The sequence below is a fragment of the Mameliella sp. LZ-28 genome (genome assembly GCF_012274245.1).
GTDB lineage: Bacteria > Pseudomonadota > Alphaproteobacteria > Rhodobacterales > Rhodobacteraceae > Antarctobacter > Antarctobacter albus.
This window is the reverse complement of sequence record NZ_JAANYX010000011.1, coordinates 197716-217578: the sequence shown is the minus strand read 5'-3', so window position 1 is coordinate 217578 and position 19863 is coordinate 197716. Positions and strand designations below refer to the sequence as shown.

Below are 19863 nucleotides of genomic sequence, written 5' to 3'. Positions count from 1 at the left end.
CATCGCGCCGCGTGTCGTTACTGGCCCTGCAGGTCCAGTTCCGCGACGACCTTGGCCAGTGTCTGGTTCCGGGTCAGGTCAGCAACCTGCATCTCGCGCTGGATGTCCCCGGCGGACAAGGCCAGATCACGCCCGAACTGGCCACTGGGCCCATAGGGTCCGTAGGTTTCGCCATTGACGGCAAAAAAGACACCGCCCGCATTGCCCGAGAAGATCGTCGGCGCCTGGTCCGTCTGCGGCACCTGGTAGGTGTCACCCGGTTTCAGCAGGCGTGCCAACAGCTTCTTGCCCGAGGGCGAGGTGATCTCGACCCAGGTTTCCGCTACGGCCACCACCGTGATGCCGGGGGCGCGTTCGGCGGTAACGCGCGGCACGTTGGGCTGCACGGGTTCCGGCGTGGGGGCTGGTTCCGCCACCTCGACAGGTTCGGGCGCAGGCGCGACCGGCTGCGGCGCGGGAACCGAAGGAGCAGGCGCCGCGGCAATGGCCGCCGCAAGAGCGATGCTTTCGGGCCGGGCGACCGGCGGGATGTTCGGCACGTTCCGTGCCAGGTCGGTGGGGATCGGTTTCTGACCGGCGCGCTGCACCGGCTCTGCCCGGGCCACCTGCGGCGCGGCCAGGTTCAGATCCACAAGGACAGAGGCCAGATCGCGGTCCCTGGCCGAATCCGCGACATCATAGCGATCAACGACGTCAGCGCCGGCCAGCGAGATATTGCTGGTGACTCGTCCGGGCTGGCCGGCGGGGCCGTAGGTCCGACCGTCGACGTTGAAGTAGACCGCACCGGATTCACCAACGCGAATGCGCGGGCTGGAGGCATCACGCGGCACGGCAAAGGTCTCGCCCGCGTTCAACACGCGAGAGACCAGCACACCGTCATTCTCGGACCGGACCTCGACCCAAGCCGGGCGCACGGCGACGACCATGACACCGCTGGCCGCGGCGAGCGGACTGACAAGCGTCGGACCATCTGTGGATTCGGGAATCACGCCTTCGGCGACCAAGCGATCCGCCAGGGCGGCGGCAGCCAGTGAACTGTCCTGCACATTCGGCAGACCGCGCGGCCCGCTGCCGGCAAAGACCCCGACCCGTTCGGGGTCGAGGGTCGAGATCGGGGCGTCACGCGCCACAAGGACCGGAACGTCCAGCGCCTGCGGACGATAGAGACGGTCAAAGGCTTCGGTCGTGGGCGGAGTAAAGACCCCGGCCTGCGTGGTTTCATCGCCTTCGTCGCGCGCACTGGGCGCGATGGCCGCCTGCAGCGGATCCAGCTCGCTCAACACGATGGGGGTCTGATCGACCGGCGTGACCTGCACGCGCTGCACCTCTTGCAACACGCGGTAGCCGCCGTAACCGATGCCCCCGATCAGGGCCAACAGCACCAGCGACGACCCCAGCGCGCCGGGTTCGACCCGTGACAGGAGGCTGTCATTGGCCGGGGCAAAGGGCATGCGCGGTTCCGCGATGGAATCGCGGTTGCGCGCGCGCGCCTCGTCGTTCTTGGGTTTGCGGATGACCGAGGCCTCTTGCGACATGCCGTGCGCAACGGAAAAGCCGCTTTCCGCGCAGAAATGCGCGAATGCCTCATCCGGGTCCATCCCCAGGTAGCGGGCATAGGATCGGACGTAGCCAGCGATGAACCCCGGCGTGTCAAAGGCGGACGGATCGCAATTTTCGATTGCGGCGATGTAGCTTGCCTTGATGCGCAGCTCTCGCTGCACATCCAGCAGCGACTTGCCCATTGTCGCCCGTTCACCGCGCATGACGTCACCCAGTTTCAGGGTGTAGTCGTCAAAGCTCTGCGGCGACGTGTCGTCGCCGTTGTCGTCACGGTGCTGGGATTTGCGCCCGATCATTGCGAGACTGCCCCATTCTACCCATCAATTATGTGCCTGCCCGGTCCGGGCTGCACGATTCGCGCAACCCGGTTATTGCGGTAAGGCTAACACATCTCAAGCCATTTGACAGGTATTGGCGGGGTTTAGCCTGCGAGTTCAGCGCGATTTAGCGCACAATGACTCCACAATTCGTCCATCGCGCGCACCAGACGATCCATCTCGTCGGGGCCGTGCACCGGCGAGGGGGTGAACCGCAGACGTTCGGTGCCGCGCGGAACGGTGGGAAAGTTGATCGGCTGCACGTAGATGCCATAGCCCTCAAGCAGCATGTCGCTCAGCTGCTTGGTATGGACAGGATCGCCGACAATCACCGGCACGATATGGCTGCCGTGGTCGATGATCGGCAGGCCCATGCCCTTGAGCCGGGTCTTGAGGATCTTTGCCTGGGTCTGGTGCCTGTCGCGCAGCTCCTGGTCGGTCTTGAGATGACGGACCGAGGCGGCAGCACCGGCGGCGACCGCGGGCGGCAAGGAAGTCGTAAAGATGAACCCCGGTGCATAAGAGCGCACGGCGTCACACATTTTTGCCGAGGCGGCGATATAGCCCCCCATCACACCATAGGCCTTGGCCAGGGTGCCGTTGATGATGTCGATGCGGTGCATCAGGCGGTCGCGTTCCGCCACCCCTGCCCCGCGTGGGCCGTACATGCCGACCGCGTGGACTTCGTCGATGTAGGTCAACGCGCCGAATTCATCCGCCAGGTCGCAGATCGCCTCGATCGGGCCGAAATCGCCGTCCATCGAGTAGATCGATTCGAAGGCGATCAGCTTGGGCGCGGCGGGATCGTCGGCCTCCAGCTTGGCACGCAGATCGTCCAGGTCGTTGTGCTTGAAGATGCGCTTGGCCCCGCCGTTGCGGCGCACGCCCTCGATCATCGAGGCGTGGTTCAGCTCATCCGAGTAGATGATCAGGCCCGGGAAAAGCTTGGGCAGCGTGCTCAGCGTCGCATCATTGGCGATATAGGCAGAGGTGAACAGCAGCGCCGCCTCCTTGCCGTGCAGGTCCGCCAGCTCGGCCTCCAGCCGCTTGTGATAGACCGTGGTGCCCGAAATGTTGCGCGTCCCGCCCGAGCCGGCGCCGGTGGCGTCGATCGCCTCGTGCATGGCTTCGAGGACAACCGGGTGTTGCCCCATGCCCAGGTAGTCGTTGCCGCACCAGACGGTGATCGGTGTCTCGCTTCCGTCCGGCTTGCGCCAGGTGGCATGCGGGAACTGGCCCTTCTTGCGCTCGATGTCGATGAAGGTGCGGTAACGGCCTTCTTCGTGCAGACGGTTCAGGGCGTCATCCAGTTTCGCGGTGTAGTCCACCGGGCTCCTCCTTCTACTTTCGACCCTCGCCAAGGGGCCGGTGCTGCAGTCACACCTTATTCAATTTCATGAATAACTAACGACCGCGAGGTGATGTGTCCACCGTTTAGAACCGGACTATCGGTCGCATCCTTGATCTGAATCAACGGAGTGACCATTACAACTTTGATCGTAGGTACATAATGACGCATATCGGAAACATGATTCATTGCCTTGACCCACACGCGCCCTAACCTGCATGACGTCTTTGCAAAACCGGAGCAGGCATGACAACCCGAAGCGACATCGAGGCCCTGATCGCACGCGTCGCTTTGCGCGACCGCGGCGCATTCGGGGCCCTTTACGATGCCACCAGCGGCAAATTGCTGGCGATCTGCCTGTCGGTCCTGAAAGACCGCGAAGAGGCCGAAGATACCCTGCAAGAGGTCTTCCTGCGCATCTGGAACAAGGCAGACCGCTATGCCGTCACCGGCCACAGCCCGATGACCTGGCTGATCACCCTGGCCCGCAACATCGCCATCGACCGACTGCGCGCCCGGCAACGGTCGCAATCCGGGCAGGACAGGACCGAGACGGATACATTGCCTGATTCCCGTCCCGGCCCCGAGGCTTCGACCATCGCCGCCTCCGAAAGCCAGCGCATCGTGAACTGTCTCGATGAACTGCCGGATCAGCGGGCCAGCGCCGTGCGCGGCGCCTACCTGGAAGGGGCCAGCTACGCCGATCTTGCGGCCAAGTTCGAAGTCCCACTCAACACCATGCGGACCTGGCTGCGCCGGAGTCTGCAGAGCCTCAGGGAGTGCATGTCCCGATGAGCTCCGATCTGCCCGAAATGCCCGAAGACGATGATGACCTGCTGGCCGCGGAATATGTTCTGCGCCTGCTCTCGGCGGATCTCGAAGGCGTCGCCGCGCGCCGCGTTGCCGAAGACCCGGAATTTGCCGCCCGCGTTCACCGCTGGGAATCCCGCCTGGCCGACCTGGCAGAGGAACTGGACGAGGTGAGACCCTCTCCCCGCGTGCGGCGCGCGCTGCTGGCCTCTGTCGGCGGGGCGCCGGAATCGCGCGCGCGTCGCTGGTGGCTGGGGGCCGGCCTTGGCGCGGTGACGCTGGCCGCGCTGGCCTATGTCGCCCCCCTGCCCTTCCTGACCCGTGGTCCGGATCTTGGCGCTGAGCTGGCCTCTGCCGATGGTGCCCTGCGGTTCGAGGCGCATGTCACCGGCGAGGAGCTGGTGCTGTCCCGGCTCGAGGGTGGTCCGCGCGAAGGCCGCGCGCTGGAACTCTGGCTGATCGCAGCGGATGATCCGGCGCCGGTTTCGCTGGGCGTGCTGCCCGATGCGGAAGTGACCGAAATCGCGCTGTCACCGGCGGTGGCCGCCCGGATGGCCGGGGGCACGCTCGCCGTTTCGGACGAACCGCCCGGCGGCTCGCCAACCGGCGCCCCCACCGGAGAGGTCCTGGCCGCCGCGCCGCTTGTCGAACCCTGATCCGGCTGGACAGTCCCAAGCGGTCTGTTAGCCTCGCCGAAAAATCAGGAGTCCCCATGTCTCTCGACGCCACGCTTGCGCGCATCGACGCCGATCTTCCCGCTGCTCTGGATCGCCTCATGGCGCTCTTGCGCATTCCCTCCATCTCGACCGACCCGGCCTATGCCGACAAGTGTCAGCAGGCGGCGGACTGGCTGGTCCAGGACCTGCAAAGCCTTGGCATCGCGGCGGAAACCCGTGCCACGCCGGGGCACCCGATGGTCGTGGGCCATGTCGAGGGCGATGGCCCGCACGTCCTGTTCTACGGCCACTACGATGTGCAGCCGGTCGATCCGCTGGACCTCTGGGACCGCGATCCCTTTGATCCCGCGATCGAGGAAACACCCAAGGGCCGCGTCATCCGCGGACGCGGCTCGTCGGACGACAAGGGCCAGCTGATGACCTTTGTCGAGGCGTGCCGGGCATGGAAGGCGGAACATGGCTCCATGCCCTGCCGCATCACCTTCTTCTTCGAGGGTGAGGAAGAAAGCGGATCTCCCTCGCTGATCCCGTTCCTCAAGGAAAACAAGGAAGAGCTTAAGGCCGACATCGCCCTGATCTGCGACACCGGCCTGTTCGAAAGCCGCGTGCCCGCGATCATGACACAGTTGCGCGGGCTGCTGGGTGAGCAGATCACCCTCACCGGCCCGGACAAGGACCTGCATTCCGGCATGTATGGTGGCGTCGCGCGCAATCCGATCCGCGTGCTGTCCCGCATCCTCGCCAACCTGCACGACGACAACGGCCATATCCAGGTGCCGCATTTCTACGATGGCGTGCCAGAACTGTCGGACGAGATGAAGGCACAGTGGGAGGCGCTCAACTTCGATCACGGCACCTTCCTGGGCGATGTCGGCCTGTCAAAGCCCGCCGGGGAACAGGACCGCAGTGCACTGGAAATGATCTGGTCGCGCCCCACCGCCGAGATCAACGGCATCATCGGCGGCTACACCGGCGACGGGTTCAAGACCGTTCTGCCGTCCAAGGCCTCGGCCAAGGTCAGTTTCCGCCTTGTCGGCCAGCAGGACCCGCATGCCCTGCGCGAACATTTCCGTGAATGGGTCCGGGCCCAGCTGCCCGAAGATGTCTCGGTCGAGTTCCATGGCCACGGCGCCTCGCCCGCCAGCCAGATGCAGACCACCCACCCCGCCTTCGAATCCGCGCGCAGCGTGCTGGGCGCCGAATGGGGGCACGAGGCAGCCTTTACCGGCTGTGGCGGCTCGATCCCCGTGGCGGGTTATTTCAAGTCGATCCTCGACATGGACACGATGCTGGTCGGCTGGGGCAAGGACGACGACCAGATCCACTCTCCGAACGAGAAATACGACGTCGAGAGCTTTCACAAGGGCATCCGCAGCTGGGCCCGAATCCTGGACGCGATCCGTTAGACCAAAGGCAGGCGCCCCCGGCCAACCGGGGGCGCCTTACCGCGATTTTTCGCCAAAACCCGAACGATTTGAATGTGAAGGCCCGTTTCGCGCCACATTCTCATGCCATTCCTGCCCGAAAGACCCGTTAACGAATTGGGCATGACCATGCCCTATCGCCCCACCGCCTTCCGCAAGCAGGACCAAAGCGACTTCAGCCGCCGCGTCCGCCGTATCGACCCCGAGGCACAGGCCCAGGGGGCCACCGCGCGCCGGCGAGCGCAGCCCAAGATGCTGACAGCCGGTCTGACCGGATTTGGCGCGGCCTATGCGATCTCTGCCATCGCCACCAACCGCGACCGGATCGAACTGGCCCTCCGGCAGGAAGGTCTGGCACCGGACACCCAGCACCTTGTCCTTTCAGCCCTGACGGCGGCATTGGCCGCAACTCTTGTGATGCTGACCTTCCAGGTCATACGTGCGGCCCTGACGGCCGGCGTGGCCCGCAAGAACGGTCGCGCCTACTTCCTTGGGGCCATTATGGCCTTTGGGCTGTTCTACACGCCAGACTTCGTGTGGCAGCTGGGCTTTGACCTGCTGGACGGACGGTCGCAAAACGTCCTCGCAAGTGCCGGCGCCTTTTTCGAGGACAGCTTTCCCGGCCTGAACATCGACCAGATCAGCTTTACCTCCTCCGGTGGCCGCTAGGACTAAATCAATCCCGTGAAACGATCAGGCAGCCGGTACTGTTGCGCATAATCCGGCCGCTTGAAGGCGTAGAACCCGGTCTCGCCACGCGGACCCCAGCTGCGCGCCATGCGCTTGCGCACCCAGCCCAGATCAAACCCTTCTTCCATCGGCAGATCCGCAAAGGCGTCGAAGACGGCCCTGTCCTCTCCCCGCGCCTCGGCAAACCAGTGACGACCGATCGCGGTATCCTGAACATCCGTCCCAACCTCCTGCGTGACGGCATTGCGGGCGTTCATGGTCTGCACGTAGGTGCCGAAATCGCAGAATTTCAGGTGAAAGAGATACAGTTCGTCCGGCGTGACCAGCTTGTCATACTGGGTGAAATGACCGCCGCGTGCGATCTTGACGCCCTGGCTGATGATGCAGGGCTTGGAGTAGTGCGGCGCGAGGCGCACATGGCGACGCGGACCGAGAATCGGGCCGATGATCTCTTCGGGTTCGACGTCGATCCGGTGGATGACCTCCAGCCCCAGCGGCGTCAGCACGCGGCGCGGTTTCTGCTCCGCAAGGTAATCCAGCAGAGACCCACCATGCGCGGGATCCACCACCACCAGTTCATCCACGTCGCCCACGACCACATGCGTGTAGTAGCAGCGCAGCCCTTGGACAAGGTTGTTGAGAAGTCGCCAGCGCTTCATGTCGAAGTTAGGATGAGGATCGCCGGGTATCCCGATGATATTGCATCCTTCTGCGAGGTTTTCCACATCCTCGCCACGGCCATGATTGACGATGTAGCAATTTTCGCGCCCAAAGGTCTCGCCGTAGTGGCGCAACCAGGCTTTCAGGAAAAAGGCATCCCCGCGCACCATTGTCAGCGCCGCCGCCACCGATTGCATCTGCCCTGGCCTCTTTGTCGTTGTTTTGCCTCGCAGACTACAGCAACGACGGCGATATGAGAATCGCATTCTGGGGAACGGACGGCTAGGTTTGCCCAGGGACCAGCACGAGGCGGACATGATCGGACAGGCAGTCGCGGACACCGGATGGCAGATGGCGAAAGGTCCGCTTCGGCCGCAGCGGTTCCAGGTGTTTGGCGAACGCTCTTCCGGCACGAATTTCGTCAAACGGCTGGTGGCGCGCAACAGCACCCTGACACCGACCGAGGACATGGGCTGGAAACACGGGTTTCCCCACATGACCGCGATCCCGGCCGACTTGCTGGTGATCTGCTGTGTCCGCGACGCACGCGCCTGGTCCCTGTCGATGCATGCGAAACCCTGGCATTGCCCGCCCGCGATGCAGCTTTTGCCCTTTGCCGCGTTCCTGCGCGCGGAATGGGCCACGATCGCGGACCGCAAACGCTATTTTCCCCAGGTGGCTGAACATGGCGGGATCGGGCAACCCCTGCAGCATGACAGGCACCCACTCACCGGGCGCCCCTTTGCAAATCTCCCGGCCCTGCGGCAGGCGAAACTGTCGGGGCTGATGTCCTTTTTGGAACGGGGCTGTTCCGTGGCCTTCTGCCGGCTCGAGGCCGTGCAGGCCGCGCCGGAGCATTTTGTCACCGTCCTGTCCGAGCACTTCGACCTGCCGGTTCATGCGCAGCCTTTCCGGCCGGTGGTCAAACGTCTTGGATCGAAATTCCGGCCTGCCGTGCCCGAGCGTCCCGAAACCCCGAGCCGTTTTCCCGAGGCCGACCTGCCCTTCCTGCGTGCGGGCCTTGACCTCGCTACCGAAGCCCGCCTCGGGTACGACTATTCCTGAGGGCGGATCAGAACAGCCCTGAAATCATTGACATTCGTCCCCGTCGGACCGGGCGCGAAGATGTCGCCAAGGGCCTCGAAGGCGCTGTAGGGGTCCTGCCTCTGGACATAGCCCATCGGGTCCTTGCCCTGTGCCCGAAGCCGGTCAAAGCTGCTGCCGTCGACAAAGGCACCAGCGTTGTCCTCTGTCCCGTCGATGCCGTCGCTGTCCGCCGCCAGGGCAGTGATCCCGGCCAGTCCTTCGATGCCCTCGGCAAACCCCATCAGAAAGGCCGTGTTCCGCCCGCCGCGCCCCGGGTTTTCCCCCAGGGTCACCGTGGTCTCGCCCCCGGACAGCAGAACCACCGGCGCGTTGAAGGGCCGATTGCGCAGGGCGATTTCCCGGGCAACTGCCGCATGCACACGGCCCACGTCATAGGCCTCACCCTCGATCGCGTCAGACAGGATCGCGGCCGTCAGGCCCGCGGCTTCGACCCGCTCCGCCGCTGCCTCCAGCGACAGGCGGGCCGAGGCGACGACACGTACCGTGTTCCCCTGGAAACAGGCGTCACCTGGGTTTGGCGCAGCGCTGGCACCACTTGAAATATGCGCCATAACCTTTTCCGACAAAACGATATTCCGCGCCGCTATCATGGCCAGTGCATCCTGCCGGCCAACCGCATCCGGAACGGTCGGCCCGGAGGCGACCTGCGCGGGATCGTCGCCCGGCACATCAGACACCACCAAAGAGACCACCCGTGCCGGATGCGCCGCAGCGGCCAGCCGTCCGCCCTTGATCCTGCTGACATGCTTGCGGATCGCGTTCATCACGCCAATCGGCGCGCCGGATGCCAGCAACGCCCGGTTCAGCGCCTGCTCATCCGCCAGAGACAGCCCCTCGGGCGGTGCGGGCAAGAGCGCCGAACCGCCACCGCAGACCAACGCGACAACCAAGTCATCCTCCGTCAGCCCCGCAACCGCGCGAAAGACCGCCTTTGTTGCCATCAAGCCGGCCTCGTCCGGCACCGGGTGCGCCGCCTCCATCACCGGCAGGTGACGGCAGGGCGTGGCATAGCCATACCGCGTGACAACCACCCCCTCGACCGGATCCTGCCAGAGGTCCTCGAAGGCCGCAGCCAGTTGCGCGGCCCCCTTGCCCAGGGCAACAACCACGGTCCGTCCCTTCGGCTTGTCCGGCAAAACCCCGGCGAGCGCCTTTGCCGGGTCCGCCGCAGCCACCGCGACCTCGAACAGTTCGGTCAGAAAGCGCCGTTCATCCATATCCTGTCCCTGTTTCCTTCCTGTCGCATCAAGCGGGGATCACGCCTCGGCGTGCATTCGCGCCAGGCGTTCGACATTTTCGCGCACATGGTCCAGCGGCGGACAGCTGCGGCGTGTCTCAAGCGAGACATGCAGCATGAACTGGTCCCCGGTGGCCAGCACCTCTCCGTCCGACGCGCGCTTCATCTCGTGCCAGAGACGCAGCTTCTTGCCCTCGCCCAAGGTCACGCGCGTCTCGACGAAAATCTCTTCTCCGGCAAGTGTTTCCGCAAGATACTTGATGTTGGTTTCAGCGGTGAAATAGCTGTTTCCCGCGTCGATATAGGCCTGGTCGGCGCCCACATGGGTCATCAGCTCTTCCGAGGCGTCCGAGAAGACCTGGCCATAGCGCCCCTCGTTCATGTGGCCGTTCAGATCGGTCCAGTCCACCGGCACGATGCGGCGCACGGTCACCATCGGCACGGTTTCCTCCAGTGGACCGCGCATCCGGTCGTCCTGCGCGCGGATCAGCCTGCCCGCCGCCGCGCCCTGCATCTTGAGCGCCCGCAGGATCGCCACCAAGTTGTCATCCCGCAACCGTTCCAGGTCACGGATCGACATGTGACCGGACTGCGCATCCGACTGTTCCGCGATCAGGTCGACAAGCTCGTCGGTGAACTCCGGCACATCCGTCAACCTGGTCCAGGGCCAGGACAGGCAAGGACCGAACTGAGCCATGAAATGCCGCATCCCGGCCTCGCCGCCCGCGACGCGATAGGTCTCGAACAGGCCCATCTGCGCCCACCGCAGGCCAAAGCCGTAGCGGATCGCGTTGTCGATTTCTTCGGTCGTGGCGATACCGTCCTTGACCAGCCACAAGGCCTCGCGCCAGACCGCCTCGAGGAACCGGTCCGCGATATGGGCGTCGATCTCGGCCCGGATATGCAGCGGGTACATGCCGATCCCGGTGAGGATCTCGCGCGCCTTTTCCAAGATGTCCGGCGCTGCCCCCTCACCCGGCACCAGCTCGACCAGCGGCAAGAGGTAGACCGGGTTGAAGGGATGCGCGACGACGATCTGACCGGGACGCGCCGCCCCCTCCTGCAGCTGCGAGGGTTTGAACCCGCTGGTCGACGAGGCCAGCACCGCGCCGGGTTCGCAGGCGGCCTGGATGTCGGCATAGACCTTGTGTTTCAGGTCCAGCCGTTCGGGCACGCTTTCCTGGATGAACTCGGCGCCCTCAACCGCCTCGGCAAGGCTGTCGTGGAAACTGATTGCGCCCCGTGCCGGCATCGGTGCCTCGAACAGCATGGGCAGGGTCCGCGCGGCCCCGGCCATGACCTCGCCGATCTTGCGCTCGGCCTCGGGATCGGGATCGTAGACCCGCACCTCCCAGCCCATCAGCGCAAAACGCGCCGCCCAGCCTCCACCGATGACACCACCGCCGATGATCGCTGCCCGTCTTGCCACGTCACACTCCCTGTTTGGTTTCGTTTCCACCCTAAGCGGCCCTTTATCTGACCGAAAGTGCCCCGCGCCCTGTTCCCGCCCTCAGGGGGACAGGGTTTCCGTGTGCCCGTCGATCGCCAGGATCTGCCCGGAAATCTTGCGGGCCGCGGGCGAAGAGAGCCAGAGAACCGTCTCGGCCACGTCCTCTGCCGTCACCCAGCTGCGCAGCGAGACGCCGCGCACGTAAAGCGCGCGCACCTCCTCGGGGCTGAGGCCCGACGCCGCGCTTTCCATTGCGACAACCCTGTCCATCCGGTCGCCCTCGACCGCGCCCGGGCAGATCGCGTTCACCCGCACGCCTGCCGGTCCCAGCTCCATCGCAAGGGTCTTGGTCAGCCCGACGATGGCCCATTTGGCCGAGGCATAGGGCGCGCGCAAAGGGTAGCCATGCAGGCCGGCGGTCGAACTGGTCAAGACGATCAGCCCGTCGCCCTGCGCGCGCATGACACGCGCCGCCCAGCGGCAGGTCAGGAAGGCACCCGTCAGGTTGACGTCGAGACAGGCCCGCCAGGCGTCCAGGTCCAGCGTCTCGATCCGGCCCGCCTGCCCGCCCGTTCCGGCGTTTGCACAGACCACGTCAACGCCGCCGAACGTCTCTTCGACACGGCCAAGGAAGGCGGTCATGGCACTCTCGTCGGTCACATCGACGACCTCAGCCAGGGCCTGCGGGTGGGCAGTGCGAAAAGCATCGACCGCAGAGGCATCGACGTCGCAGACAGCCACCCGGTCACCCCGGGCAAGACAGCCCTCGGCCATTGCCCGGCCAAGCCCCGCGGCCCCTGCGGTGATCAGAACCCGGGTCATCCCTGCTCCAGCCGTTCCAGATCATAGCCATACCAGGCCAGGATTTCGCGCGCCGCGCGCAGACGTTCCCCGGGAGTGCCGGTGCGGTCCATGATCCAGACCCGCCGCCCATCGGGATCGCCAAGCGCCGCCGTCCTGTTGTCCGCGTCGATCCAGTAGACCCAGACCGGCGCGCCACCAAGCATCAGCCGTCCCTGCCCCTCATCCGTGACCGGCATCGCGCGCCCGCCAATCACCGCTTGCCCCGCGTCGAACCTCACCCGCGTGCCGGGGTACACCCCAGCGCCCTGAACAACGCGCCAGTCCCCGCTAAGCCGCCCCAGGGCCGCATCCGCCTGCGAGGCCACGGGTGCCGTGGGATTGCGCAGCGGCAGATCGATGTTCGGCGGGGCAGCAGCGCATCCGGAAAGCGCGAGGACAAGGCACAAGGCCCTCACGCCAGACGCTCCGCGACGACCCCGGCCAGAACCTTGCCAAAGCGGTGATGCGCCTCCGGCTCCCAGTGGACGCCGTCCTTGGGCGATACGGCGACGTGATCGCCGGCCCGCAGGAAACCGGCCTCTTGCCGCTCGGCAGCCGCCTCGATGAACCCTTCCATCCCGGCCTGCCGTGCCTCGGCCCCGGCAAAGACCTCGCGCAGGGCACCGGTTTCCTGCACCGGCACCGGAGAGACAAGGACGATATCGCGCACCACACCTTCGGCCCGCGCCATCAGCGCCAGCCGCTCGACCGAGCGGGCGATTTCCCAGGCGCTGACCGAAAAGCGTATCTTGAGGTCGTTGGTGCCCAGCATGAGCACCATCAGGTCAATCGGCTTGTGGCTGTGCAGGATCGCAGGCAGCACCGTCGCGCCGTTGCGCATCCCGCCCTCGACCAGGTCATCGTGCACGGTGGTGCGCCCCGGCAACCCCTCGTCGATAACGCGGAAACCGGCGCCCAACTCGCGCGCCATCACGTCGGGCCAGCGGTCTCCGGGCGGATGGCGCAGGTCCACGCCGGGCGCCGGAAGCGGCGCCGTGCCGTGGGTATTGCTGTCGCCGTAACACAGGATTGTCTTCATGCCACCCTCCCCGCTTTGCGCCCATCCAGACGGCATAGCGACGGGGCGTCAATCCCTCAAATGCACGGTTTCGCCTTGTTTTTCGCGGCGCGACACGGCACAACACCTGCCGTTGACCCTGCGTCCGCACCCCAAGGCCCGCTGCCACACGAGAGGCCCATGCGCGACAGCGATGACCAGACGGCGCCCCTGCGCGGGGCGCGCCACGCGCGGCTGTTCGCGCTCTACCGGCAGGAACGCTTGCCCGGGGACGAAAGCCCTGTCCCCGCAAACCGCGAAACCGCGCTCAGCCCCGAAGAGGCGCGCCGCCTGCAAGAGATGGCCATTGCCTCTCTCAGCCGCGGAACCCCGTGGCGACAACGAATTTTTCGCTTGAATCGGACCGGCTCGCCGGCGGCTTGAAATTCGCCACCTTTTCGAACCGGCGTTTGAGCTCGGCCTGAAGGCTGCCCTCGGCCCCGCCCTGAAGCACCTTGGCGACAAAGGTGCCGCCCTCTTCCAGAACGTCGAAGGCCAGGTGCGCCGCCGCCTCGCACAGGGCGATGATCCGCAGGTGATCGGTCTGCTTGTGCCCGGACGAGGCCGCGGCCATGTCCGACATGACCACATCGGCCTTGCCCCCCAGCCAGGCCTTGACCTTGTCGTCGGCACCGTCCTCCATGAAATCCAGCTGGTGGATCTCGGCCCCCGGGATCGGGTCGACCACTTGCAGGTCGACACCCAGGACAAACCCCTGGGCCTTGCCCTGCTTTTCCCCCAGCGCATTGACCCGCGGCACTGCCACCTGGCACCAGCCTCCGGGCGCGCATCCCAGGTCGACCACCCGTGCGCCGGGCACGAGGAACCGATACTTGTCGTCGATTTCCAGGATCTTGAAGGCCGCGCGCCCGCGATATCCCGCGTCCTTGGCGCGCTTGACGTAAGGGTCGTTCAGCTGCCGTTGCAGCCAGAGCGTCGACGAGAGCTTGCGCCCCCGCGCGGTCTTGACCTTGACCTTGAGGTCACGCTGTCCGCGCCCCGAGCTGTTCTTGCCGCCGGATTTACTGCCTGTGGGTTTCTTCGCCATCTGAACGCGACCTTGCTTTGGGAACCCCTTGCATACGCCAATGCGGCGCCACTCGAAAGACCGTTCCCGATCACGCGCTGCCTGTTGCCTTTTCTCGCCAAAGGAGACCAAATGCCGGCGCAGGACCGCAACAGGAGAGACCCATGCCCTATTACGACATTTTCCTTGCTCCGATCCAGGATGACAAGAAGGCCGCCTACGGCGATTTCGTCAAATTCACCCAGGAGATGTTCATCGGCCTGGGCGCGACGGATGTCGTCGATCTCTGGCCCAGCGACATCCCCGATGGCGAGGTCACGTCGCTGCCGCTGGCGGTCAAGGCGCAAGAGGGCGAAAGCGTCGCCGCGGGGTACATCGTCTGGCCGTCGAAAGAGGTCCGGGATGCGGGCTGGGGCAAAATGATGAGCGACGAAGAGCCCTTCGACATGCCCTTCGACGGCAAACGCATGATCTTTGGCGGTTTCGAAGAACTGATGCGGACCACAGCCTGAGGGGCGCCCCCGTCAGAGAGGGCCGTCCTCCAGCACGCCGTCGGCGGACATCTGGGCGTACAGCAGCCCCTCACGCAGACCCCGATCGGCCACCGAAAGGCGGTCGGTCGGCCAAAGCCGCAGCAAAGCCTGCAGAATCGCCGACCCGCTCATGATCAGCGCATGGCGATCCGGGCCGATGCGCGGGTCCTTGCGGCGGCCCGCCGGTCCCATCGCCAGGTAGCGCTGGATCACCGCCTCGATCTGGTCCGAGGACATGCGCAGCCCGTCCACCTTGGTCCGGTCGTAGCGGCGCAAGCCAAGGTGCGAGGCGGCAACGGTCGTGACCGTGCCCGAGGTGCCGACGATCTGGAACCCTTCGCGCGCCTGTTCGTCCTGGTACGGGGCGAACTCGGCCAGGTTTTCCTCGAAATACCAGCTCATCAGCGCATAGCGCGCGGCATCGTCCATGACGTCGGAAAACTGGTCGCGTAGCGTTGCCACGCCCAGCGGCACGCTGATCCAGTCCACCACCTTGGCCGAGGGGAACGGGCTGTCGGGCGGATGAAAGCCCGCGTGCAGGCGCATGATCGCGCGCGGCCGTTCCCGGGGCGCGACCTTGCTGAGGTCGATCCAGACCAGTTCCGTCGACCCGCCGCCGATATCCACCACCAAGAGCTGTTCGGTCTTGGTCGAGACCAGCGGCGCGCAGGAAATCACTGCCAGACGCGCTTCTTCCTCGGGCTGGATGATCTCCATCTTCAACCCGGTTTCACGCTGGATGTGGCGGATGAACTCCCGCGCGTTGCGCGCCCGGCGACAGGCCTCTGTCGCGACCAGACGCATCCGGGTCACCTTGTGGCGTTCGATTTTCTGACGGCACACATGCAGAGCCGACACCGTACGCCCCATCGAGGCGCGGCTAAGTCTGCCAGTCTTTTCGAGCCCGTACCCTAGCTGGACGGACTTCGAAAAGCTGTCGACCACATGGAACTGGCTGCCCTTCGGCTGGGCAATCAGCATGCGGCAACTGTTTGTTCCCAGATCCAGCGCCGCATAGAGCGCGTTGGGATCTGGCCGTGATGGCGCGGGGCTCTCGACCGGTTTCGGGAAAGCGCCCGCAGCCTTGGGACGCTTTGGCGCCATGACGTCGCGCCTTTTCCGAGATCAACTTGGCTTCACGATACGCGCCGTTCCCCTATCGCGCAAGCATCATGTATCCGGGGTCCCAGCGGATTGACAAAGTAATCGCGCAGGTAGTCGTACTGTGCGTCCAAAAGCGGGCGCAACCGGTCGATGGTGCGCCCCTCAAGGTCGAAGATCGACAGCTTTCCGCCGCTGGAATTGGCATGCGGCATCCGGACGAGTTCGCCGGTGCGTCGGCTCAGGTCAGCGGCCAGTTCGTCCAGTTCGCCGGTGCGATAGACCCGGTCGTAATCGCCACGCAGGTCCGGGCCAAGGAACAACTCGGCCCCCAGAACGTGATGCTTGACGATGGACGATTTGCGCCGGTAGCGCGGCAAGCGACAAAAGAACGTGTCGGGGTCCGGGTTCACCGGCAGGCCGCCTGTCGCGCGCACCCTTGGGCTGTCCTTGAGCGCACGACGCTTGACGACGATGTCCGTGTAGCACGACATAAGGCGCTTCGCCGGATCGCGCACCACGCAGAACCGAAAGAAATCGGCGTGTTCGGCCCAGAGCCCGGGATGATACCGCCGTGTCTGGTAGATCCGGTGCCAGGTCTGGAAATCGGGCTTGTCCGGGACAGCCACCCAGGGGTCCAGCATCGCAAGCGCCTTCTTCACCGATGAACATCCCGCCTTCGGCAGGGCGACATAGGCCAGTTTCCAGGCGTCGATTGCGATGACCAAGGCGCATTCCCTTCCCTTGCGTGACATGCGGCTACCAGCGGCATGCGGCAGAAATCGGGCACAAACCTTAATTTTCCTCATCTAGATGGTGAGAACTTCTGACCTTCGTTGCGGTTGGAACCCGGACGCACCCGGCATAAGCTGTCGCGCATGGCGCGGGACAAGTCGAAAATCGACCCGTGCCCATGTCGTACCGCGCGTAAAGAAGCACGAAGAAGCAAGGGAATCGGACCTATGGCAGAGCTGACCATCGTCTACTGGCGCGACATCCCCGCCCAGGTCATCGTGGGCAAGGGCCGCCGTGGCGCCAAGGTCCAGCTGCCCGAACGGTTCGAGCAGGCCATCGACCGCGCCGCCATGAAGACTGGCGCCGCAGAGACGGACGCCTATCTTGCAGAGTGGCGCAAGGTGGTCTCCGGCACCGTCGAAGGCGACCCGCAGGAAGCCGCAAACGCCGAAGCCGCACGGCTGGAGGCGGAGTTCGATCAAGAGCGCATCAAGGCGCTCATCGCCAACGACGGCTGGGCCTGAGGCCCGGATCACGACATGACCCTTAAGGAGACGCTCATGGCCCTCTTGAACTTCCGCAAGCGCGACGAAGCCCCCAAAACCGGCAACCCCGAGATGGAGGCCTTCCTGCAGAACTACTCGATCGAGGTCATGCCGCGCACGGCCTCCAAGGTCGAGGATTTCCGCGCGCTCCTGCCCGAGGGCACACGCGTCTACATCGCCCATATCGAGGGCACGCCGATCGAGGAAATGGTCGCCACGGCCAAGCGCCTGTCGGGCGAGGGCTACAACGTGATGCCGCATTTCCCGGCCCGCATCATCAAGGATGCCGCGACGCTGGAAAACTGGATCGCCATGTACCAGGGCGAGGCAGGCGTCGAGCAGGCGCTGCTGCTGGCCGGTGGCGTGACCGAACCGCACGGCGATTTCCACAGCTCGATGCAGCTGATGGAAACCGGCCTCTTCGACAAGGCGGGCTTCAAGCGGCTGCATGTCGCCGGTCACCCCGAGGGCAACAAGGACATCGACCCGAACGGCGGCGACGCCACCGTGATGGAAGCGCTGCGCTGGAAACAGTCGTTCAGCGAACGCACCGACGCGCAGATGGCCCTGGCCACCCAGTTCGCCTTTGACGCCGGTCCGATCATCACCTGGGCCAACCGCCTGAAATCCGAGGGCATCGACCTGCCCGTGCACATCGGCATCGCCGGCCCGGCAAAACTGCAGACCCTGATCAAATTCGCCATCGCCTGCGGCGTCGGCCCCTCGCTCAAGGTCCTGCAAAAGCGCGCGATGGATGTGTCCAAGCTGCTGCTGCCCTACGAGCCGACAGAGGTCCTGTCGCAACTGGCGGCCCACAAGGCGGCAAACCCGGACTTCAACATCGAACAGGTCCACTTCTTCCCGCTGGGCGGCATCAAGACGAACGCCGAATGGGCCATCGCAAACGGCGGCGCCTCGGGACGTCCCGCCGCGGCGCATGGCTAAGGCATGACCCGACCGGCCCTGCTGTTCGACCTGGACGGCACAATGCTGATGACCGATGACATTCATCGGGAGGTCTTCGTCGACCTGATGGTGCCCTATGGCATCGAGGTCACCGAGGACTTCTACATGGCACATGTGCACGGACGACTGAACACGGATTTCTTTGCCGAGTTCCTGCCGGATCTCGAAGATCCGCAGGGCCTGTCGGACCTCAAGGAGGCGCGGTTCCGCGACCGCCTGCCGCGTCCCTACCCGGCCATGCCCGGGGCCGAAAAGCTGATCGACCGGGCGCGGGCCGAAGGCTGGGCGCTGGCGGTCGTGACCAATGCCAACCGGCTGAACGCCGAGGCCATGCTCGAAGCCGTGGGCCTGCGCGCGGCCTTCGAGGTGCTGGTGATCGGCGAGGAATGCGCCCGGGGCAAACCCGACCCCGAGCCTTACCTGGCGGCGATGCGTGCGCTGGACATCGCACCCGGCCATGCCGTCGCCTTCGAGGACAGCGCCTCGGGGCTGCGCGCCGCCGCCGCCTCGGGTGCCTATACCGTGGGGCTCCGTTCGGGGCTTGCGGATGCAGACCTGCGTGCCCACGGCGCGCAGGACACGATACAAGATTTCAACGACCCCGCGCTCGAGCTGATCCTCGGGCGCCTGACAGGAGAGCCAGTTCAATGACCCGCACCATCGTCGAGTCGAAAACCAAAACCGCCGTCATCGGCTTTGACGAACCGTTCTGCGTGATCGGCGAGCGGATCAACCCCACGGGCCGCAAGATCCTGAACGTGGAACTCGAAGCCGGCGATTTCAGCCGCGTCGAGGCCGACGCCATCGCGCAGGTTGCCGCCGGCGCCACCGTTCTGGACATCAACTCGGGCGCCGTCTTCTCCAACAAGATGGCCGAGGATCCGCGCTACGCCGACAACAACTTTGTCGAGCCGACGCTGATGCGCCAGCTGGTCGAAGTGGTCCAGAACGTCGTCGACATCCCGCTCTGCATCGACAGCTCGGTCCCCGGCGCCCTGGAAAACGGCCTGGCCGCCGCCGAAGGCCGCCCGCTGCTGAACTCGGTCACCGGCGAGGAAGAGCGCCTGGAACTGGTGCTGCCGCTGGTCAAGAAATACAACGTGCCGGTCGTGGCGATCTCGAACGACGACACGGGCATCTCCGAAGACCCCGAGGTCCGCTTTGCCGTGGCCAAGAAGATCGTCGAGCGCGCCGCCGATTTCGGCATTCCCGCGCATGACATCGTGGTCGACCCGCTGGTGATGCCCATCGGCGCAATGGCCACCGCCGGCCAGCAGGTCTTTACCCTGGTTCGCCGCCTGCGCGAGGAACTGGGCGTGAACACCACCTGCGGCGCCTCGAATATCTCCTTCGGCCTGCCGAACCGTCACGGCATCAACAACGCCTTCCTGCCGATGGCGATGGGCGCGGGCATGACCTCGGCCATCATGAACCCGGTCGCCCTGCCGGTGAACGCCGCCAAGATCGCCGAGAAAAAGGCCGAGGTTGCCGCCGCCGGGATCATCCTGCCCGAGGACATCGACGACGAGACCTTTGTCACCCTCTTCGGCATGGGCTCGACCAAGCCGCGCGCCGGCAAGGAGATGGAGGCCATCCGCGCCGCCAACTTCCTGACCAACAACGACGACGGCGGCGCCGCCTGGATCGAGTTCAACCGCCAGGCCCCCAAGGCCGGCCAGGAAGGCCGCGGCCGCGCCGGCCGCACCGGCGGACGGCGCCGCCGGGCCTGATGTCTACAGAAGAATCGAGACGAACAAAACGAGGCACGCCCCAAGG

Annotated in this window: 21 protein-coding genes; 10 read left to right on the top strand and 11 right to left on the bottom strand. The window is 65.3% G+C overall.

The window, feature by feature from the left end; genetic code table 11:
• Nucleotides 1–17: 17 nt before the first annotated feature.
• Nucleotides 18–1856 (bottom strand): helix-turn-helix domain-containing protein, encoded by a 1839-nt coding sequence (locus G9Q80_RS07640; RefSeq protein ID WP_088713843.1) that lies wholly within the window; start codon nucleotides 1854–1856, stop codon nucleotides 18–20.
• A gap of 125 nt (nucleotides 1857–1981) precedes the next feature.
• Complete coding sequence (gene hemA, locus G9Q80_RS07635) at nucleotides 1982–3205, bottom strand: 5-aminolevulinate synthase (RefSeq protein WP_043138704.1); 1224 nt, start codon at nucleotides 3203–3205, stop codon at nucleotides 1982–1984.
• 266 nt (nucleotides 3206–3471) lie between these two features.
• Between hemA and G9Q80_RS07630 the strand changes: the two genes are divergently transcribed.
• The 4 genes from G9Q80_RS07630 to G9Q80_RS07615 all read left to right on the top strand — a co-directional run bounded on the left by G9Q80_RS07630 (nucleotide 3472) and on the right by G9Q80_RS07615 (nucleotide 6805).
• Complete coding sequence (locus tag G9Q80_RS07630) at nucleotides 3472–4020, top strand: sigma-70 family RNA polymerase sigma factor (protein WP_043138700.1); 549 nt, start codon at nucleotides 3472–3474, stop codon at nucleotides 4018–4020.
• Nucleotides 4017–4691, top strand: a complete 675-nt coding sequence (locus G9Q80_RS07625; RefSeq protein WP_088713844.1) for an anti-sigma factor — start codon at nucleotides 4017–4019, stop codon at nucleotides 4689–4691. The genes G9Q80_RS07630 and G9Q80_RS07625 overlap by 4 nt, the downstream gene beginning before the upstream one ends.
• Nucleotides 4692–4747: 56 nt before the next feature.
• Nucleotides 4748–6118, top strand: coding sequence for a M20/M25/M40 family metallo-hydrolase (locus G9Q80_RS07620; protein WP_088668541.1), 1371 nt, complete (start codon nucleotides 4748–4750; stop codon nucleotides 6116–6118).
• A 141-nt stretch (nucleotides 6119–6259) separates the two neighbouring features.
• Complete coding sequence (locus tag G9Q80_RS07615; RefSeq protein WP_088713845.1) at nucleotides 6260–6805, top strand: hypothetical protein; 546 nt, start codon at nucleotides 6260–6262, stop codon at nucleotides 6803–6805.
• Between the two features lie 2 nt (nucleotides 6806–6807).
• Here G9Q80_RS07615 and G9Q80_RS07610 read toward each other — a convergent pair whose 3' ends face one another.
• Nucleotides 6808–7683, bottom strand: a complete 876-nt coding sequence (locus G9Q80_RS07610) for a glycosyltransferase family protein (protein WP_088668543.1) — start codon at nucleotides 7681–7683, stop codon at nucleotides 6808–6810.
• Nucleotides 7684–7801: 118 nt separating this feature from the next.
• On the opposite strand from G9Q80_RS07610, the gene G9Q80_RS07605 reads away from it, so the two are divergent.
• Nucleotides 7802–8551 carry a hypothetical protein gene (locus tag G9Q80_RS07605; protein ID WP_088714141.1) on the top strand — a complete coding sequence of 250 codons (750 nt, stop codon included), beginning with the start codon at nucleotides 7802–7804 and terminating at the stop codon, nucleotides 8549–8551.
• On the opposite strand, the gene G9Q80_RS07600 is transcribed toward G9Q80_RS07605, so the two are convergent.
• The 6 genes from G9Q80_RS07600 to G9Q80_RS07575 form a co-directional block, all read right to left on the bottom strand.
• Nucleotides 8542–9810, bottom strand: coding sequence for a glycerate kinase type-2 family protein (locus G9Q80_RS07600; protein WP_088713846.1), 1269 nt, complete (start codon nucleotides 9808–9810; stop codon nucleotides 8542–8544). The two genes, G9Q80_RS07605 and G9Q80_RS07600, sit on opposite strands and share 10 nt — an antisense overlap.
• Before the next feature lie 39 nt (nucleotides 9811–9849).
• Entirely contained in the window at nucleotides 9850–11259 is a 1410-nt protein-coding gene (locus tag G9Q80_RS07595) for a carnitine 3-dehydrogenase (RefSeq protein WP_088713847.1), read from the bottom strand.
• Nucleotides 11260–11340: 81 nt separating this feature from the next.
• Nucleotides 11341–12102, bottom strand: coding sequence for an SDR family oxidoreductase (locus G9Q80_RS07590; protein ID WP_088713848.1), 762 nt, complete (start codon nucleotides 12100–12102; stop codon nucleotides 11341–11343).
• Nucleotides 12099–12539 carry a lipocalin family protein gene (locus tag G9Q80_RS07585; protein ID WP_088713849.1) on the bottom strand — a complete coding sequence of 147 codons (441 nt, stop codon included), beginning with the start codon at nucleotides 12537–12539 and terminating at the stop codon, nucleotides 12099–12101. Before G9Q80_RS07585 ends, G9Q80_RS07590 begins: the two co-directional genes overlap by 4 nt.
• Nucleotides 12536–13162: a GDSL-type esterase/lipase family protein gene (locus tag G9Q80_RS07580; RefSeq protein WP_088713850.1), complete on the bottom strand. Its 627-nt coding sequence runs from the start codon at nucleotides 13160–13162 to the stop codon at nucleotides 12536–12538. The genes G9Q80_RS07585 and G9Q80_RS07580 overlap by 4 nt, the downstream gene beginning before the upstream one ends.
• A 334-nt stretch (nucleotides 13163–13496) precedes the next feature.
• Nucleotides 13497–14228: an RlmE family RNA methyltransferase gene (locus tag G9Q80_RS07575; protein WP_043138676.1), complete on the bottom strand. Its 732-nt coding sequence runs from the start codon at nucleotides 14226–14228 to the stop codon at nucleotides 13497–13499.
• Nucleotides 14229–14371: 143 nt separating this feature from the next.
• On the opposite strand from G9Q80_RS07575, the gene G9Q80_RS07570 reads away from it, so the two are divergent.
• A complete protein-coding gene (locus G9Q80_RS07570) occupies nucleotides 14372–14719 on the top strand; it encodes a DUF1428 domain-containing protein (RefSeq protein ID WP_069208897.1) in 348 nt (115 codons plus the stop codon).
• Nucleotides 14720–14731: 12 nt separating this feature from the next.
• Here the strand turns inward: G9Q80_RS07570 and G9Q80_RS07565 are convergent, their stop codons facing one another.
• Both G9Q80_RS07565 and G9Q80_RS07560 read right to left on the bottom strand, forming a co-directional pair.
• Nucleotides 14732–15844, bottom strand: coding sequence for a Ppx/GppA phosphatase family protein (locus G9Q80_RS07565; RefSeq protein ID WP_043138673.1), 1113 nt, complete (start codon nucleotides 15842–15844; stop codon nucleotides 14732–14734).
• Between the two features lie 32 nt (nucleotides 15845–15876).
• Entirely contained in the window at nucleotides 15877–16596 is a 720-nt protein-coding gene (locus G9Q80_RS07560) for a sulfotransferase family 2 domain-containing protein (RefSeq protein WP_246870494.1), read from the bottom strand.
• Nucleotides 16597–16803: 207 nt separating this feature from the next.
• Here G9Q80_RS07560 and G9Q80_RS07555 point away from each other — a divergent pair, with 207 nt between their 5' ends.
• Genes G9Q80_RS07555 through G9Q80_RS07540 form a run of 4 tightly spaced genes read left to right on the top strand, consistent with a single transcriptional unit; the run spans nucleotide 16804 to nucleotide 19817 of the window.
• A complete protein-coding gene (locus G9Q80_RS07555; protein WP_043138666.1) occupies nucleotides 16804–17100 on the top strand; it encodes a virulence factor in 297 nt (98 codons plus the stop codon).
• 36 nt (nucleotides 17101–17136) lie between these two features.
• Nucleotides 17137–18066 (top strand): methylenetetrahydrofolate reductase, encoded by a 930-nt coding sequence (locus tag G9Q80_RS07550; protein ID WP_069208899.1) that lies wholly within the window; start codon nucleotides 17137–17139, stop codon nucleotides 18064–18066.
• Nucleotides 18067–18069: 3 nt separating this feature from the next.
• Complete coding sequence (locus G9Q80_RS07545; RefSeq protein WP_088668550.1) at nucleotides 18070–18738, top strand: HAD family hydrolase; 669 nt, start codon at nucleotides 18070–18072, stop codon at nucleotides 18736–18738.
• Nucleotides 18735–19817 (top strand): methyltetrahydrofolate cobalamin methyltransferase, encoded by a 1083-nt coding sequence (locus G9Q80_RS07540; RefSeq protein ID WP_043138658.1) that lies wholly within the window; start codon nucleotides 18735–18737, stop codon nucleotides 19815–19817. The genes G9Q80_RS07545 and G9Q80_RS07540 overlap by 4 nt, the downstream gene beginning before the upstream one ends.
• Nucleotides 19818–19863: the final 46 nt, after the last annotated feature.